Here is a 16,396-nt window from a genome sequence, read left to right as displayed (position 1 = left end):
CAGCTCACGACGACTCGGCGAGTCGATCGATTCGGGCCGGTCTCGCTGCAATCGGGGGATCACATTCGTTCTGCCCGTCGCCATCCTTCACGTGGGGAGGCGGCACCAGCTCGATTCGTCTCCAGCCAACGAGAACGCTGGCTTTCAGCGCCTCGGTAATGAACACCGCACATCGCAATGAAGGAGCTCACATGCCCAACCCCGGTGACATCGACGGCCTGTTCGGATCGCTTGCCAACATCGTCAACTCCATGCTCGCGGGCGCGGGCGGCTCGGCCGGTGCCGGCACCGGTACCGGCACCACCCCGCCGGCCACCACCGTCTAGTTCGTCTGCACCGCACGTCCGGCAGGGCCGGGACCGATCAACCGGTCCCGGCCCTGCCGTCGTTCACACCTGCGCGGCGACCTTGCGCGGTGCACGCTTACGCTTCGGCGGCGCGGCCGGCGCGACGGGCGCGCTGTCGAGCACCTCCCGCAGGAACCTGCCGGTGTAGCTCTCCTGGACCGCCGCGATCGCTTCCGGCGTGCCCTCGGCGACGACGGTCCCGCCGCCCGAGCCGCCCTCGGGGCCCATGTCGACCACCCAGTCCGACGTCTTGATCACATCGAGGTTGTGCTCGATCACGATCACCGTGTTGCCCTTCTCCACCAGCCCGTTGACGACGCCCAGCAACTTGCGGATGTCCTCGAAGTGCAGGCCGGTGGTGGGCTCGTCGAGCACGTACACCGTTCGACCGGTGGAACGCTTCTGCAGTTCGGCGGCCAGCTTGACGCGCTGCGCCTCGCCGCCGGACAGGGTCGGTGCGGGCTGGCCCAACCGCACATAGCCGAGCCCGACCTCGACCAGCGTCTTGAGGTAGCGGTGGATCGAGGTGATCGCCTCGAAGAAGTCCGCTGCCTCCTCGATCGACATGTCGAGTACCTCGGCGATGGTCTTGCCCTTGTAGTGCACCTCCAGGGTCTCCCGGTTGTAACGGGCCCCGTGGCACACCTCACAGGGCACGTACACGTCCGGCAGGAAATTCATCTCGATCTTGAGGGTGCCGTCACCCGAGCACGCCTCGCACCGGCCGCCCTTGACGTTGAAGGAGAACCGTCCCGGCTGATAGCCGCGCACCTTCGCCTCCGTCGTGGCGGCGAACAGGGTGCGGATCTTGTCGAACACGCCGGTGTAGGTGGCCGCGTTCGAGCGCGGCGTCCGCCCGATCGGCGACTGGTCCACCTGCACCAGCTTGTCGAGCTGATCGAGCCCGTTGATCCGGGTGTGCCTGCCGGGAACCTGGCGCGCACCGTTGAGCTTGTTCGCCATCACCGTCGCGAGGATGTCGTTGACGAGGGTCGACTTGCCCGAGCCGGACACGCCCGTCACCGAGGTGAGGACGCCGAGCGGGAAGCTGACGTCGATGCCCTTGAGGTTGTGCTCCTTCGCGCCGATCACGGCGACCTGCCGCTTCTTGTCGACGGGCCTGCGGATCGCGGGCACGTCAATCCTCGACCGCCCGGAAAGGTATGCGCCGGTGAGGGATTCCTCGCAGGTCAGCAGTTCCTCGTAGGTACCGCTGTGCACGACCCTGCCGCCGTGCTCCCCCGCAAGCGGTCCGATGTCGACGACCCAGTCGGAGGTGCGGATGGTGTCCTCGTCGTGTTCGACCACGATCAGCGTGTTGCCGAGGTCCCGGAGCCGGGTCAGCGTCTCGATCAGCCGTCGGTTGTCGCGCTGGTGCAGGCCGATGGACGGCTCGTCGAGCACGTACAGCACGCCGACCAGGCCCGAACCGATCTGGGTTGCCAGCCGGATCCGCTGGGCCTCACCGCCGGAGAGGGTGCCGGCGGCACGGGAGAGCGACAGGTACTCGAGTCCGACGTCGAGCAGGAACCCGAGCCGTGCCTGCACCTCCTTGAGGACCTGCCCGGCGATCGCTTCCTCACGCGAGCCGAGGGTAAGACTGTTCAGGAAGTCAGCGCAGTCCGAGATCGACAGCTCGGCGACGTCGGCGATGGACTTCTTGCCGTGCTTGCCCGCCGAGATCGTGACCGAGAGGATCTCCGGCCGCAGCCGGGCTCCGGCACACGCCGGACACGGCACGTCGCGCATGTACCCGTCGTAGCGTTCCTTCATCTGCTCGGACTCGGTCTGCTCGAGCCGACGGTGCAGGAAGGGCATCACGCCCTCGAACTCGGCGTAATAGGACCGCGTCCGCCCGTACCTGTTCTTGTATTTGACGTGCACCTGGTCCGCGCTGCCCTCGAGCACGGCCTTGCGGGCCTTGGCAGGCAACTCGTTCCAGGGGGTCGACATCTCAAAGCCCATGATGTCGGCCAGCCCGGACAGCAGTCGGCCGAAGTACTCCGACGTCTGGCCCATCGACCACGGGGCGATCGCGCCGTCCTCGAGGCTCAGCTCGGGGTCCGGTACCACCAGCTCGGGGTCGACCTCCTTGCGGATGCCGAGGCCGGTGCACTCCGGGCAGGCGCCATAGGGCGAGTTGAACGAGAACGATCGCGGCTCGAGGTCGTCGATCGAGAGCGCGTGCCCGTTCGGGCAGGCGAGCGATTCGGAGAAGCGGCGCTCACGGTCGGCGGCGTCCTCGTCCCGGTCGACGAAGTCGAGCACGACGATGCCGTCGGCCAGGCGCAGCGCGGTCTCGACCGAGTCCGTGAGCCGCTGCTTCGAGCTCGCCTTCACCGTCAGGCGGTCGATGACCACCTCGATGTCGTGCTTCTCCTGCTTCTTCAGCTTCGGCGGGTCGGTCAGCTGGTGCACGACGCCGTCGACCCGCACGCGGGCGTAGCCCTGAGTGTTGAGCTGGTCGAAGAGGTCGACGAACTCGCCCTTGCGGGTGCGCACCACCGGCGCGAGCACCTGGAACCGGATGCCCTCCTCCATTGCGAGCACCTGATCGACGATCTGCTGTGGGCTCTGCTTGGAGATCTGCTCGCCGCAGGCCGGGCAGTGCGGGGTGCCCGCGCGGGCGTAGAGAAGACGCAGGTAGTCGTACACCTCGGTGATCGTGCCGACGGTGGAGCGCGGGTTGCGGTTTGTCGACTTCTGGTCGATCGACACCGCGGGCGAGAGCCCCTCGATGAAATCGACGTCGGGCTTGTCCATCTGACCGAGGAACTGCCGGGCATAGGCCGACAGCGACTCGACGTAGCGGCGCTGGCCCTCCGCGAAGATGGTGTCGAACGCGAGGGACGACTTTCCGGAGCCGGACAACCCGGTGAAGACGATGAGACTGTCCCGGGGCAGGTCGATATCGATGCCTCGCAGGTTGTGCTCACGCGCTCCTCGCACGATCAGGCGGTCCGCCACTCGATGTCCCTTCTCGTCGGCGCCGAGGCGATAGTCCTCACGCGCTGCACATGGTAGGCCGGGGCACCGACAAGTTCGGTGGACCGCCAACCAGACGGCCCCGTGGTCCGCCGCGGTCGATCGCGCGCCGCGGCCGACGCCCGCACCCATTCGACGGTAGCGTCCCCACCATGGACGGGCAGCAGATGACAATTGACGACCACTACACCGGAGAACTCACCGCCGGTGCCGACCCGCAGCGGCGTACCTTCGCGGGCGCCAGCATCACCAAGATCTCCGTCGGCCCCATGGACAACAACGCCTATCTCGTGGTCTGTTCCGAGACCGGCGAGGCCCTGCTCATCGACGCCGCGAACGACGCGGACCGGCTCGTGAGCCTGCTCGCGGCCGCGGCGCCGACACTGTCCTCGATCGTCACCACCCACCAGCACCCGGACCACTGGCTCGCGCTCGCGGAGGTGGTCGGCAAAACCGGCGTCCCCACCATCGCGCACGCCCTCGACGCCGACCCGCTCCCGGTGACACCGGCCCGCACCGTCACCGACGGCGACCTCGTGGAGGTGGGCAGGCTCGCACTCGAGGTCATCCACCTCGCCGGTCACACCCCGGGCTCGATCGCGCTGGCGCTGACGGATCCGGCGTCCGGCCAGGTGCACCTGTTCTCCGGTGACTCCCTGTTCCCCGGCGGCGTCGGCAAGACCGCCGACGAGGAAAAGTTCACCTCTCTCTACCGGGACGTGACCACCAAGCTCTTCGAGCGCTTCCCGGACGACACCGTCGTCTACCCCGGGCACGGCAAGGACACCACGATCGGTGCCGAGCGCCCGTTCCTCGCGGAGTGGCAGGAACGCGGTTGGTGACGCCCGTCCGTGGCTAATGTGGAGGGCACCCGATCACGAGGGAGGCCACTCCATGTTGGTCCGTCGAATCGCCCGCCCCCTGCTCGCTACGGTGTTCATCACCGGCGGCATCGATGCGCTCCGACATCCCGCCGGTAAGGCCGCGGTCGCCCAGCCGTTCATCGCGCGGGCCCACGGCGCCCTCCCCGATGGCGTCGCCGGGCTGGTTCCCACACGCCCCGAGAATCTGGTCCGGCTGAACGGGGCGATCCAGGTCGGCGCGGGCGCCCTGCTCGCCACCAGCACGGTGCCGCGCGTCGCGTCGCTGGTGTTGGCGGGCAGCCTGTTGCCGACGACGCTTGCCGGGCACGCTTTCTGGGCGGAGAGCGACCCCGCGCAGCGGGCCGCGCACCGGACCCAGTTCTTCAAGAACATGAGCCTGCTCGGTGGTCTGCTGATCGCGGGCGTCGACACCGAGGGCAGGCCGTCCCTCGGCTGGCGGGGTCGCCGGGCGGCCCGCCAGGCATCCGACGCTGTGCTGGCCGCGCTGCCCGCAGCACCCGACGGCGAGGTGCACGCGGCCGTCGGTGACCGACTGCAGTCCGCCTCCGAACGGGTGCGCGAGCTCGCGGCCGAGGCAGCCGAACGCGGGTCGGCGCTCGCGGAGGCGGCGCAGGAACGCGCCCCCGAACTCCTCGCATTGGCGCGCGAACACGGCGCCGAGTGGACCGACGCGGCGGCCGAGCGCGGCGTGCACCTGAGCCACACGGTGGGCGTCAGCACCGAACGTGCCGTGCGGCGGGCCAGGCGCGCCGTCGCCGATCTGGGCTCGTGAGTCCCGCGACCGACACTCGGATCGCCCGCGAGATCGAGGATCACCACGCGGTACTCGAACGATGGCTGGGGACGGTCGCCGACCCCGCGCTGCTGACCGAGTTCGTCGCCGCGCACGCCCCGGATTTCTCGCTCGTCACCACCGAGGGCCGCGTCGTGTCCGGCGAGGAACTGGCCAACTCCCTGCGCGGCGCCGCCAACGCCGATCCGGGCCTGCAGATCGCGATCACCGCGGTCGAGGTGCTGCTCGCGACCGCCGAGGTGTCCGTCGCCCGGTTCCACGAGACACACCACACCGGGGACGGGTCCGCCGTGCGGGTCGTCACCGCCGTCCTGGTCCCAGAAACCGGCGCCCGCAACGGGTTGCGGTGGCGCTCGGTGCACGAGACCCTCCTGACCGGCTGAGAACTGCGACGAGAGGACCCGCGAGATGACGGCAAACGACCCGGCGGCCGAACTCGACAGCCGCTACAGCGACCCCGACGCGAAGCCTGCGGAGTGGGTACGGGCCCGCACGGTGCTGATGGAGGCCCCGACGTACTGGCTGTCCACGGTGCGTCCCGACGCCCGCCCCCATGTGACGCCGCTGCTGGCGGTCTGGATGGACGACGCCCTGCACTTCTGCACCGGCCCCGACGAGCGGAAGGCACGGAACCTCGAGGTGAACACCGCCTGCGTGCTCACCACCGGATGCAACGGCTACGCCGAGGGGTTCGACGTGATCGTCGAGGGCGCTGCGGTCGCGGTCCTGGACTCCCCTACGCTGCGCCGCCTCGCCGACGCGTACGAAGTGAAGTACGGCAGCGATTGGCGGTTCGAGGTCGTGGAGAGTGGTTTTCGCCACGACGCCGGCACGGCGTTGGTGTTCCGGGTCGAACCGAGCACGGTGTTCGCTTTCGGCAAGGGCACCTTCAGCCAGACCCGCTGGCGGTTCTGAAGTTCCACAAGCTGACCAGGCACTTCTGCGTCCGTCTCGCCCGCCCACTAGACTCGCTTGGCACTTTTCACTCCCCTTTCGGTCCAAGGAGATCACTTGCCAGACGAGGCGCTGCAGCACGACGAACGTGAGCGCGAGCAGCAGTACGTGTCGATGCTGTACGACCGTCTGGACGCGCTGCGTGACTACGCCGCGACCCGCCTGCGCAAGGTGCTCCTGGAGACCGGCGGCACCCCGCAGGCCCGTAGCGAACGCGAGTCGTTCAGCCTGATGTACACCGAGGACATCGCCAAGTACGACGCCGCCGAGAACGGCCTGTGCTTCGGTCGCATCGACCTCGATGGACAGGAACCGGACGCCGAACGCGCCGACGACGACGGTCGCCGCTACATCGGCCGCGTGGGCATCCTCGATGACGACAACGACTACGAGACCCTGCTGCTGGACTGGCGGGCACCGATGGCCCGACCGTTCTACCTGGCCACCCCGGCCGCCCCCGAAGGCGTGACCCGGCGTAGGCACATCCGGACCCGTAGCCGAAAGGTCACCGGTCTCGGCGACGAATACCTGGACCTCGAGACCGCGCAGCGGGCAGGCGCCCTGGACGGCGCGGACGGCGTCGCGGGCGAGAGCGCCCTGCTCACCGCCCTGAACGCGGCCAGGACCGGCCACATGAACGACATCGTCGAGACCATTCAGTCCGAACAGGACGCGATCATCCGGTCCGAACACAAGTCGGTGATGGTGGTGCAGGGCGGACCGGGCACCGGTAAGACCGCGGTGGCGCTGCACCGTGCCGCATATCTGCTCTACACCTACCGCCAGCAGCTCGCGAAGAGCGGCGTGCTGATCGTCGGACCCAACGACACCTTCCTGGATTACATCGGCCAGGTGCTGCCGTCGCTGGGTGAGACCGGCGTACTGCTCTCCACCATCGGCGACCTCTATCCGGGAGTGCGTGCCACCCACCAGGATTCGCTCGAGTGCGGCGAGGTCAAGGGTTCACTCGCGATGGTGGAGGTGCTCAAGCAGGCCGTCCGGGACCGGCAGGAGACCCCGTCGGAACCGATCCGGCTGAGGTTCGACTCCTACCCCATCACCCTCGATCGCAAGGTCGTGGCCCGGGCGCGGGGGCGGGCCCGCTCGTCGCGGCGCCCGCACAACCTCGCCCGGCCGATCTTCGTCTCGGCGGTGATCGAGGCCCTCGCCGATCAGCATGCGGCCCGGATCGGGTCAAACGTGCTCGGCGGGGCGAATCTGCTCAGCCGCGACGACGTCGCCGATATCAGGGACGAGATGCGCGGCGACCAGGACGTGATGGCCGCGATCGACGGGCTGTGGCCGCAGCTGACGCCGCAGCGGGTGCTCGCCGACCTACTCAGTTCGCGGCAGCGCCTGGCGACGGCCGCGCGCCAACTCACCTCGGAGCAGCGTGAGTTGCTGCACCGCACCGGCGTCGCGGGGTTCAGCGCCGCCGACTCTCCCCTGCTCGACGAGCTCGCCGAACTGCTCGGCGTGGACGATGCGGCTGAACGCGAACGCGCGAACCGCGAGTGGCGGGCGCAGATCGCCGACGCTCAGGGTGCGCTGGACATCCTCACCGGTTCGGCCCCCCAGGATCTCGAGGACGACCTGGATCCCGAGATCCTGATGGCGTACGACCTGATCGACGCCAGCCAGCTCGCGCAACGCCAGGATCTACGCCAGTCGCAGACCGCCGCCGAGCGCGCCGCCGCCGACCGCACCTGGACCTACGGGCACGTCATCGTGGACGAGGCGCAGGAACTCTCGGAGATGGCCTGGCGAATGTTGATGCGGCGCATCCCCAATCGGTGGATGACCCTGGTCGGTGACACCGCTCAGACCGGCGACCCGGCCGGTAGCTCGTCCTGGCAGACGGTGCTCGAGCCGTACGTCGCCCGGCGCTGGAAGCTCACCGAGCTGACCGTGAACTACCGCACGCCGTCCGAGATCATGGAAGTGGCGCAGGACGTGCTCGCCCTGATCGACCCCGGTCAGACGGTTCCGCGTTCGGTGCGAGACTCGGGGACCCGGCCGTGGGCCAGCCGGGTGCCGCAAGGCGCGGTCGCCGAGCGGGTCCGGCGCCTGGTCGCGGCGGAGTCGGGTCCCGGCCTCACCGCGGTGCTGACCAGTGAGTCCGGCGTCGACGAGTTCCTCGACCTGGTCTCGGATTCGGTCAGCGTGCTCTCGGTCCGGCAGGCGAAGGGGCTCGAGTTCGACTCGGTCCTCATCGTGGAGCCCGGCCGGATCGTGGACGAGTCGCCGCGCGGCATGAACGACCTCTACGTCGCGCTCACCCGCGCCACGCAACGGCTCGGTGTGGTGCACGCGCACCCGTTGCCCGACGGACTGTCCAAACTGTCCGTGCTCGAATAGGTTTCAGGGCACAACGCAATCCGCCCCCGTCGGCGACACCGGCGGGGGCGGACAGTGCGTTGGCGCGACTAGCGGACCGTGTGCACGATCAGCACGTCGGACGTCGACTTGCGTGCAGCGTCCGAGGGGACCGATCCGAGCAGGCGTCCGGTCAGGGTGTTGAGGCCACGGTTTCCGATCACCAGCAGGTCGGCCTTCACCTCGTCGATGAGGGCGAGCAGTGAATCAACGGGGGCACCGACGACGGCGCGTTCGACGATGTTCTCCGCCCCAGCCGCGTGTGCCCGCTCACGGGCGGTCCGCAGGATCTCGAAGGTCGGCGCGGAACCGGTGATCTGGTACGCGTCCTCGCGGAGGGTGTCCTGCGCGGCCTCGATGTCCTTCGGGTCCGCCGGGTAGTAGGCGCAGGCGATGACCAGTGTCGCGCCGGCATCGGAAGCCAGCGACGCGGCCTTGTCCACTGCCTTCAGGGACGAATCCGAGCCATCGGTTCCGACGACGATGGTGCGGTAGGCGCTCATTCATTCCTCCAAAGGTGCTCAGGTCTCACCGGAGCGCCGCAGAATCACGGACAGCCCGGCCGCTGCGAATGACCCTAGCCGGATCACGATCGGGTTAGGGGGAATTGCGGCACAACGCACATCGGCGTCGCCTCGCTACATTAGATCTCATGCGAATCCCTCGGCCGCGCGGAATCAGGACCCGGATCGCCGTGGTCGCTGCCCTCGTCGCCGTCAGCGTCGGCGGCGTCGCCGTGACCAGGTCGATCACCGAGCCCGCGGCACCGGTCACTGAAGATGTCGCCGTGACGGTTCCCTCAGGCCCCGCGGAGTCGGATCAGGTCAAAATCGATGCCCGCCTGTATCTTCCACAGCACACCCCGGCCCCCGCAGTGCTCCTCGCGCACGGATTCGGCGGCAGCAAGGACTCCGTCGCCGGCCAGGCGCGTGCGCTCGCGGAGGACGGGTTCGTGGTGCTGGCGTACAGCGCCAGGGGATTTGGGCAGAGCACCGGGCTGATCTCACTGAACGACCCGGATCGCGAAGTGGCCGACGCGCGCGGCCTGGTCGACTGGCTCGCCGCGCGCGGCGACGTGCAACTGGACGGCCCCGGAGACCCGCGGATCGGGGTGGCGGGCGGATCGTACGGCGGCGCCCTGGCCTTGATGCTCGGCGGGCTCGACGGGCGGATCGATGCGATCGCGTCGGCGATCACATGGAATGACCTGGGCCACGCCCTGTTTCCGAATTTCGGTACGGCCGAGCCGTTGGCGCCGTCGACCCCCTCGGCCGCCGGGTACGGGGGTCCCGGTGTACTCAAGCGCGGCTGGGCGGGGATCTTCTTCGGCGCGGGCTCGTCCCCGACCGGCACCCGCACCGACGCCAACGAGGCCGATCCTGCGCCGCAACAGGATCCGTGTGGACGGTTCGCGGCCACCTTCTGCCGGGAGTACGCGGCGGCCGCGGTGACCGGCAAGCCGAGCCAGGAATTGCTCGCCCTGCTCCGCGCGCACTCCCCCGCCGCCGTCGCGGCCGACATCACCGCGCCGACGCTGCTGATCCAGGGCGAGCAGGACACGCTCTTCGGTCTGGACCAGTCCGATGCGACCGCCAGGCAGATCGCGGCGGCGGGCACACCGGTCCAGGTGCGGTGGTTTCCCGGAGGACACGACGCAGGCGGCGAGGGCACCCGTTTCAGCGAGTCCGCGACGGCGCGGTTCCTCTCCGCCCGACTGCGCGGGTCCACCGAGGTCTCTGACGAGTTCGTGTTCTCGCTGCCCGGCACGCCGACCGATCAGGGCCGACCCTCCTACCGGCGGATGACCGCGGCGGACTACCCCGGCCTGATCCCGGGTTCGCCGCCGACGCCGACGATCGACCTCCCGCTCGCCGGTCCGACGTCGCAGACCATCCTGCGCCCGCCCGGCGCCTCTCCTGCCGCGCTCTCCGCGGTCCCCGGACTCGGTGCGGCGCTGTCGAATCTCGCCACGGCGGGCGGACCGGCGGTGGAACTGGCGGCCGACCCGCCCGGCCAGTCCGCCTCGTTCGCCACCGCCCCTCTCGATCAACCGCTCACGATCACCGGCGCCGCCACGGTGCGGCTCACGATCACCGCCGCCTCCGCGCCGGGGGACGCCGTGCTGTTCGCCAAGTTGTACGACGTGAGCCCCGACGGCAGGCGGACCCTGCCCGGCGGCGCGGTCTCCGCGATCAGGCTGCCCGACGGGCAGTCGGGGCCGCTCCCGGTCTCCGTCACCCTCCCCGGTGTCGCGTTCCAGGTGCCGCAGGGGCACCACATCGAGGTGGTCGTCTCCACCACGGACCAGGCGTACGCGAACCCGCTGACCCCGGCCCAGTTCTCGGTCGCCCTCGCCGCCGACGCCGGCCTCCGCGTGCCGAGCGTCCCCGCGGCGACCTCGAGCCGTTCGCTGCCGCTCGCACCGCTGATCGGCATCGCCTGCATCCTCGGCGGGGCCGCGCTGCTCGCGGCGATCGGCGTGATCCGGCGTCGGCGCCGGGTGGCGGCAGAGGTCGACCCGACACTCGTCGACACTCCCCTGGTCATCACCGATCTCCGCAAGACCTACGACAACGGGTTCCGCGCGGTCGACGGCGTGAGCTTCACCGTCCGCCGGGGCCAGGTCCTCGGCCTGCTCGGCCCGAACGGTGCGGGCAAGACCACCACGCTGCGCATGCTGATGGGCCTGATCACGCCGAGTGAGGGCGAGATCCGCGTCTTCGGGCACAAGGTCACCCCCGGCGCGCCCGTGCTGTCCCGGCTCGGCTCCTTCGTCGAGGGATCCGGCCTGCTGCCGCACCTGAGCGGCATCGACAACCTGCGGCTCTACTGGGAGGCCACCGGGCGTCCGGCCGGGGAGGCCCGGATGGACGAGGCCCTGGAGATCGCGGATCTCGGCGACGCGATCGAACGGAAGGTCCGGTCCTACAGTCAGGGGATGCGGCAACGACTCGCGATTGCCCAGGCGATGCTGGGGCTGCCGGACCTGATGGTGCTCGACGAACCCACCAACGGTCTGGATCCGCCGCAGATCCGCACCATGCGGGAGGTGCTGATCAACTACGCGCGCACCGGCCGCACCGTCCTCGTCTCCAGCCACCTGCTGGCGGAGGTCGAGCAGACCTGCACCGACGTGGTGGTGATGAACCACGGCCGGGTGATCAGCTCCGGCACCGTCGAGGAACTCACCTCCACCGAGGGAGCGACCGAGCTGCGCGTCGACGACCCGACCCGGGCGGTGGCCGTTCTCGAGTCGGTCGACGGGCTCGGGCCGGTGCGCCTGATCGAGGGCGAGCACCCCCGGCTACGGGTCGATCTCGGCCGGACCGACCCGGCCGCGCTGGTGCGCACCCTGGTCGGTGCGGGCGTCGGCGTCCGGGGACTGTCGAAGACGACACGGCTCGAGGACGTCTTCCTCCGCCTGGTGGACGTCTCCGACCATCGCGAGCACCACCGGGAGGACACATGACCAGCACGTCCCACGCCGACGGCGGCGCCGTCACGTCCCACGCCGACGGCGGCGCCGTCACGTCCCATGCCGACGGCCGGGCCGCCGGTTACCGGGCGACGCACACCCTTCCGCTGCGCACCGAGCTCACGCGTCAGTTCAAGCGCAGGCGGACCCATCTGGCGCTCGGGTTCCTCGCGCTGCTCCCGGTGATCCTGGCGGTCGCCTTCGCCATCGGCGGGTCGAACTCCGAATCCGGCGCCGTCGACCTCATCGAGCTCGGCACCAGGGGCGGGGTGAACTTCACCGTGTTCTGCCTGTTCATGTCGGTCGGCTTCCTGCTGATCGTGGTGGTGGCGCTGTTCTTCGGCGATTCCGTCGCGAGCGAGGCGTCCTGGTCCTCGCTGCGGTACCTGCTGGCGATCCCGGTCCCCCGCGGCCGGCTGCTGCAGCAGAAGGCGATCGTGTCCGCGGCGCTGTCGGGGCTGGCGATCCTGATCCTGTTCGGGGTGGCCCTCGCGCTCGGCACCACCCTGTACGGGACGGGCCCGCTGGTGACCCCGTTCGGCGACTCGCTCGGGTACGGCGAGGCGGTCGGGCGGCTACTCCTCGCGCTCGCGTACATCGCGGTGAACCTGACCTGGGTGGCCGGCCTGGCGCTGCTGCTCTCGGTGCTCACCGACGCCCCGCTCGGCGCGGTGGGCGGCACCGTGATGGTGTCCATTCTCGTGCAGATCCTCGACCAGATCACCGCGCTCGGTCAGTGGCGGGACTACCTGCCGGGGCACTTCTCGTTCGCCTGGACCCGGCTGCTGGCCCCGACGGTGGACTGGCATGACATCGTCGTCGGGTCGTTCTCCGCGCTGGCCTACGCGGCGGTGTTCGGGCTGCTGGCCTGGCAGCGGTTCGCGGTCAAGGACATCACCAGCTGACTACGCCACCCATCCACGATCAACGCGGCACCGCGGGGCCGTACACGCCGTCCGGGAACACGCCCTGCGCCACCAGGATCTCGCGCAGATCGGTGCCGAGCTCGAGCAGCCGGGCCGTGCCGTCCTCGCCGAGCGCGGCCCACGGGGCCAGCGCCATCTCGTCGGTCAGTTCCTCGACGCACTCGCGCAACTCCCAGCCCTCCGCGGTGAGCTCCCGCCCGCCGCCGATCAGCCCGCGATCGGTGAGCGAGCCGACCGCGCCGTTCCACTGATCGTCGGACCAACCGCGCCGGGACTTGGCGAACTGCTCCTGGAATCCGGCGCCGGTCGCGGTGTGCGAAACGAGCGCCTCGATGCCGGAGAGCCCCGCGGTCTGCAGTGCGGCGACGTGACCGTCGCCGCGGTACTCACGGAGCAGGGTGAGCGCGTGCCACAGCACGAGATGCGGCTCGGACGGCCACGCGATCTCGGCGTGCCCCGCGTACAGCGGCCGTCCGGCCACGTCGGGGATGGCGCGCGCCGCGGTCGCGGCCAGCGTCGCTGCCTCGTCGAAGGTGGGCGAAGCGATCGCGTCGACGCCGAAGATCCGCCGCATCGCCGCGTCCACCCCACGGTAGCGGGCCGACACGACGTCCTCGGGCCGCGCCTGGGCCCAGGCGACCGGGATGACCGCGGAGATCTCCGCCGGGTTGAAGTTGTAGAAGGTCGCGGCGACGACGCCCGCGCCGACCGCACCCATCGCGGCGGACCGCCCGGCGAAGTAGCACATCCGGCCCGGGCTCAAGCCGGCCGCGACGAGGCTTTCCTTCACCTCGGGCGCGAAGTACGACATGCCGTGGATCAGATCGAGGGTCCGGGCGACGTGCCCTGCGGTCTTTGCGTCCATGCGCTCGACGGTAGCGGACGGCGCCGAAACCCCCTCGCCTACTTGAGGCCCGCGGCGTCCATCCCGCGAAGTTCCTTCTTGAGGTCCTGGATCTCGTCGCGCAACCGTCCGGCCAGCTCGAACTGCAGCTCGCGGGCCGCGTTCATCATCTGGTCGGTCAGTTCCTTGACCAGGTCCGCCAGCTCCGCCCGCGGCATCGACTTCACGTCGCGACCCTCGTACACGCCCGCACTGACCGCCCGGCCCGCCTCGCCCTGCGCCCGGCGACCGCGGCTGGCGTTGCGGCCCGAGCCGCCCACGTCCACGCCCGCGGCCGTGTCGTCGGCCTCCTCGTAGACCTGGTCGAGGATGTCGGCGATCTTCTTGCGCAGCGGCTGCGGGTCGACGCCCATCTCCTTGTTGTAGGCGATCTGCTTCTCGCGGCGCCGGTCGGTCTCCTCGATGGCGCGCGCCATCGAGTCGGTGATCTTGTCCGCGTACATGTGCACCTGGCCGGAGACATTGCGGGCCGCGCGACCGATGGTCTGGATGAGGCTGGTCGCGCTCCGCAGGAAGCCCTCCTTGTCGGCGTCCAGGATCGCGACCAGCGACACCTCCGGCAGGTCGAGCCCCTCGCGCAGCAGGTTGATGCCGACGAGGACGTCGTACTCCCCCAGCCGAAGCTGCCGCAGCAACTCCACGCGGCGCAGGGTGTCGATGTCCGAGTGCAGGTACCGCACCCGGATCCCGAGCTCGAGCAGGTAGTCGGTGAGGTCCTCGGCCATCTTCTTGGTCAGGGTGGTCACCAGGACCCGCTCGTCCTTCTCCGTGCGCTCCCGGATCTCGTGCACCAGGTCGTCGATCTGGCCCTTGGTGGGCTTGACCACCACCTCCGGGTCCACCAGTCCGGTGGGCCGGATGACCTGTTCGACGAACTCGCCGCCCGCCTGACCGAGCTCGTACTTGCCCGGCGTGGCCGACAGGTAGACGGTCTGGCCGATCCGCTGGGTGAACTCCTCCCAGGTGAGGGGACGGTTGTCGGTCGCCGAGGGCAGCCGGAACCCGAACTCGACGAGGTTGCGCTTACGCGACATGTCGCCCTCGTACATCGCGCCGATCTGCGGGACGGTGACGTGCGACTCGTCGATGACCAGCAGGAAATCCTCGGGGAAGTAGTCGATGAGCGTGGCGGGCGCGGTACCAGGACCGCGGCCGTCGATGTGACGCGAGTAGTTCTCGATGCCGGAGCAGAACCCGACCTGCTTGATCATCTCGATGTCGTAGTTGGTGCGCATCCGCAGCCGCTGCGCCTCGAGCAGCTTGCCCCGCCCCTCGAGGTCGGCCAGCCGCTCCTCGAGTTCGGCCTCGATGTCCTTGACTGCGCGTTCCATTCGCTCCGGCCCGGCGACGTAGTGGGTCGCCGGGAAGATCCGCAGCGAATCGACCTGACGAACCACGTCGCCCGTCAGCGGGTGCAGGTAGTACAGCGCCTCGATCTCGTCGCCGAAGAACTCGATGCGGACCGCGAGCTCCTCGTAGGACGGGATGATCTCCACCGTGTCCCCGCGCACCCGGAACGAGCCGCGGGTGAAGGCCAGGTCGTTCCGGTTGTACTGCACGTCGACCAGCAACCGCAGCAGCGCGTCCCTTGGCACCTCTACCCCGACCTCGAGCTCGATCGAGCGATCCAGGTAGGACTGCGGGGTGCCGAGACCGTAGATGCACGACACCGACGCCACCACCACCACGTCGCGGCGCGAGAGCAGGCTGGAGGTCGCCGAGTGCCGCAGCCGTTCGACGTCGTCGTTGATCGACGAGTCCTTCTCGATGTAGGTGTCCGTCTGCGCGATGTACGCCTCGGGCTGGTAGTAGTCGTAGTACGAGACGAAGTACTCGACCGCGTTGTTCGGCAACATCTCCCGGAGTTCGTTGGCCAACTGCGCGGCCAGCGTCTTGTTCGGCGCCATCAGCAGCGTCGGCCGTTGCAGCTTCTCGATCAGCCAGGCCGTCGTCGCCGACTTTCCGGTTCCTGTGGCGCCGAGCAGCACCACGTTCTTCTCGTCGGCCCTGATCCGCCGTTCCAGTTCCTCGATCGCCGCGGGCTGGTCGCCGGCAGGCTGGTGCGGGCTCACCACCTCGAACCGGGCCTCGGACCGCTCGATGTCGCCGACCGGCCGGAACTCGGAGTGCGCCACCACGGGATGCTCGGATGCGAAAGCCATGGACCCAGACTATGCCGGGACACCGACATGGTCCCGGCATCGTCGTCGGGGCCGGACCCGCCGGGTAAGTTCAGCATCCATGGACGGCGAAGTTCACGCCCCGAAGATCGAGTCCTTCTCCCTCACGGACAAGACCAACACCGACCCGAAGGGCTTCGTGCGGCCGGTGGACCACTACCGGCTGGAACCGTGGGGCCTGTACATGGCCAGGACCTCGGACCACGCGCACTTCCACTACCTGGAGTCGTGGCTGCTCCCGGACCTGGGGCTGCGCGCGTCGATCTTCCACTATCACCCGTATCACGCACGGGATCAGGACCACTACGTCGACATCGGCGAATTCACCGCGGCGCCAGGGGTCTGGCGATCCGAGGACCACTACCTGGACCTGGTGGTGCGGACCGGGCGCGACACCGAACTACTGGACGTGGACGAGCTGATCGCCGCGCACTCGGCCGGGCTGCTCGACGCGGCGACCACCGAGCAGGCGATCCACCGGGCCATGACCGCGGCCGACGGCATCGCCGCGCACGGTCACGACCTCGATGCCTGGCTCGCCGCGATGGGAATGCCGATCAGCTGGCGCTGAC

The 16,396-nt window shown here is 69.5% G+C and carries 13 protein-coding genes; 9 read left to right on the top strand and 4 right to left on the bottom strand.

From position 1 onward, the window contains the following. Positions 1–191: 191 nt before the first annotated feature. Positions 192–326, top strand: a complete 135-nt coding sequence (locus ACFXMV_RS20220) for a hypothetical protein (RefSeq protein WP_378503488.1) — start codon at positions 192–194, stop codon at positions 324–326. A 63-nt stretch (positions 327–389) separates the two neighbouring features. Here the strand turns inward: ACFXMV_RS20220 and uvrA are convergent, their stop codons facing one another. Next, positions 390–3,314 (bottom strand): excinuclease ABC subunit UvrA, encoded by a 2,925-nt coding sequence (gene uvrA / locus ACFXMV_RS20215; protein ID WP_378503487.1) that lies wholly within the window; start codon positions 3,312–3,314, stop codon positions 390–392. A gap of 170 nt (positions 3,315–3,484) precedes the next feature. On the opposite strand from uvrA, the gene ACFXMV_RS20210 reads away from it, so the two are divergent. The 5 genes from ACFXMV_RS20210 (at position 3,485) to ACFXMV_RS20190 (ending at position 8,321) form a co-directional block, all read left to right on the top strand. Then, on the top strand, positions 3,485–4,174 hold the full coding sequence (locus ACFXMV_RS20210; protein WP_378500133.1) for an MBL fold metallo-hydrolase: 690 nt from the start codon (positions 3,485–3,487) through the stop codon (positions 4,172–4,174). A gap of 52 nt (positions 4,175–4,226) precedes the next feature. Next, positions 4,227–4,988 carry a DoxX family protein gene (locus ACFXMV_RS20205; protein ID WP_378500134.1) on the top strand — a complete coding sequence of 254 codons (762 nt, stop codon included), beginning with the start codon at positions 4,227–4,229 and terminating at the stop codon, positions 4,986–4,988. Then, positions 4,985–5,392, top strand: a complete 408-nt coding sequence (locus tag ACFXMV_RS20200) for a hypothetical protein (RefSeq protein WP_378500135.1) — start codon at positions 4,985–4,987, stop codon at positions 5,390–5,392. The genes ACFXMV_RS20205 and ACFXMV_RS20200 overlap by 4 nt, the downstream gene beginning before the upstream one ends. 25 nt (positions 5,393–5,417) lie before the next feature. Continuing rightward, positions 5,418–5,924, top strand: a complete 507-nt coding sequence (locus ACFXMV_RS20195) for a pyridoxamine 5'-phosphate oxidase family protein (protein ID WP_378500136.1) — start codon at positions 5,418–5,420, stop codon at positions 5,922–5,924. Between the two features lie 96 nt (positions 5,925–6,020). Then, on the top strand, positions 6,021–8,321 hold the full coding sequence (locus ACFXMV_RS20190) for a HelD family protein (RefSeq protein WP_378500137.1): 2,301 nt from the start codon (positions 6,021–6,023) through the stop codon (positions 8,319–8,321). A gap of 68 nt (positions 8,322–8,389) precedes the next feature. Here the strand turns inward: ACFXMV_RS20190 and ACFXMV_RS20185 are convergent, their stop codons facing one another. Beyond that, positions 8,390–8,842: a universal stress protein gene (locus tag ACFXMV_RS20185; protein ID WP_378500138.1), complete on the bottom strand. Its 453-nt coding sequence runs from the start codon at positions 8,840–8,842 to the stop codon at positions 8,390–8,392. 149 nt (positions 8,843–8,991) lie between these two features. Here ACFXMV_RS20185 and ACFXMV_RS20180 point away from each other — a divergent pair, with 149 nt between their 5' ends. Continuing rightward, positions 8,992–11,808, top strand: a complete 2,817-nt coding sequence (locus ACFXMV_RS20180) for an alpha/beta fold hydrolase (RefSeq protein WP_378503486.1) — start codon at positions 8,992–8,994, stop codon at positions 11,806–11,808. Then, positions 11,805–12,719 (top strand): ABC transporter permease, encoded by a 915-nt coding sequence (locus ACFXMV_RS20175; RefSeq protein ID WP_378501679.1) that lies wholly within the window; start codon positions 11,805–11,807, stop codon positions 12,717–12,719. The genes ACFXMV_RS20180 and ACFXMV_RS20175 overlap by 4 nt, the downstream gene beginning before the upstream one ends. A gap of 19 nt (positions 12,720–12,738) precedes the next feature. On the opposite strand, the gene ACFXMV_RS20170 is transcribed toward ACFXMV_RS20175, so the two are convergent. Continuing rightward, positions 12,739–13,605, bottom strand: a complete 867-nt coding sequence (locus tag ACFXMV_RS20170) for a hypothetical protein (protein ID WP_378503485.1) — start codon at positions 13,603–13,605, stop codon at positions 12,739–12,741. 38 nt (positions 13,606–13,643) lie between these two features. Beyond that, positions 13,644–15,806, bottom strand: coding sequence for an excinuclease ABC subunit UvrB (gene uvrB / locus ACFXMV_RS20165; protein ID WP_378503484.1), 2,163 nt, complete (start codon positions 15,804–15,806; stop codon positions 13,644–13,646). Positions 15,807–15,885: 79 nt separating this feature from the next. Here uvrB and ACFXMV_RS20160 point away from each other — a divergent pair, with 79 nt between their 5' ends. Continuing rightward, entirely contained in the window at positions 15,886–16,395 is a 510-nt protein-coding gene (locus ACFXMV_RS20160; RefSeq protein ID WP_378503483.1) for a DUF402 domain-containing protein, read from the top strand. The last annotated feature ends 1 nt before the right edge of the window (position 16,396 follow it).

It is taken from the genome of Rhodococcus sp. NPDC059179 (genome assembly GCF_042754885.1).
Classification (GTDB): Bacteria; Actinomycetota; Actinomycetes; order Mycobacteriales; family Mycobacteriaceae; genus Rhodococcus_G.
The sequence above is the reverse complement of the archived record's forward strand: the minus strand, read 5'-3'. Positions and strand labels throughout refer to the sequence as shown.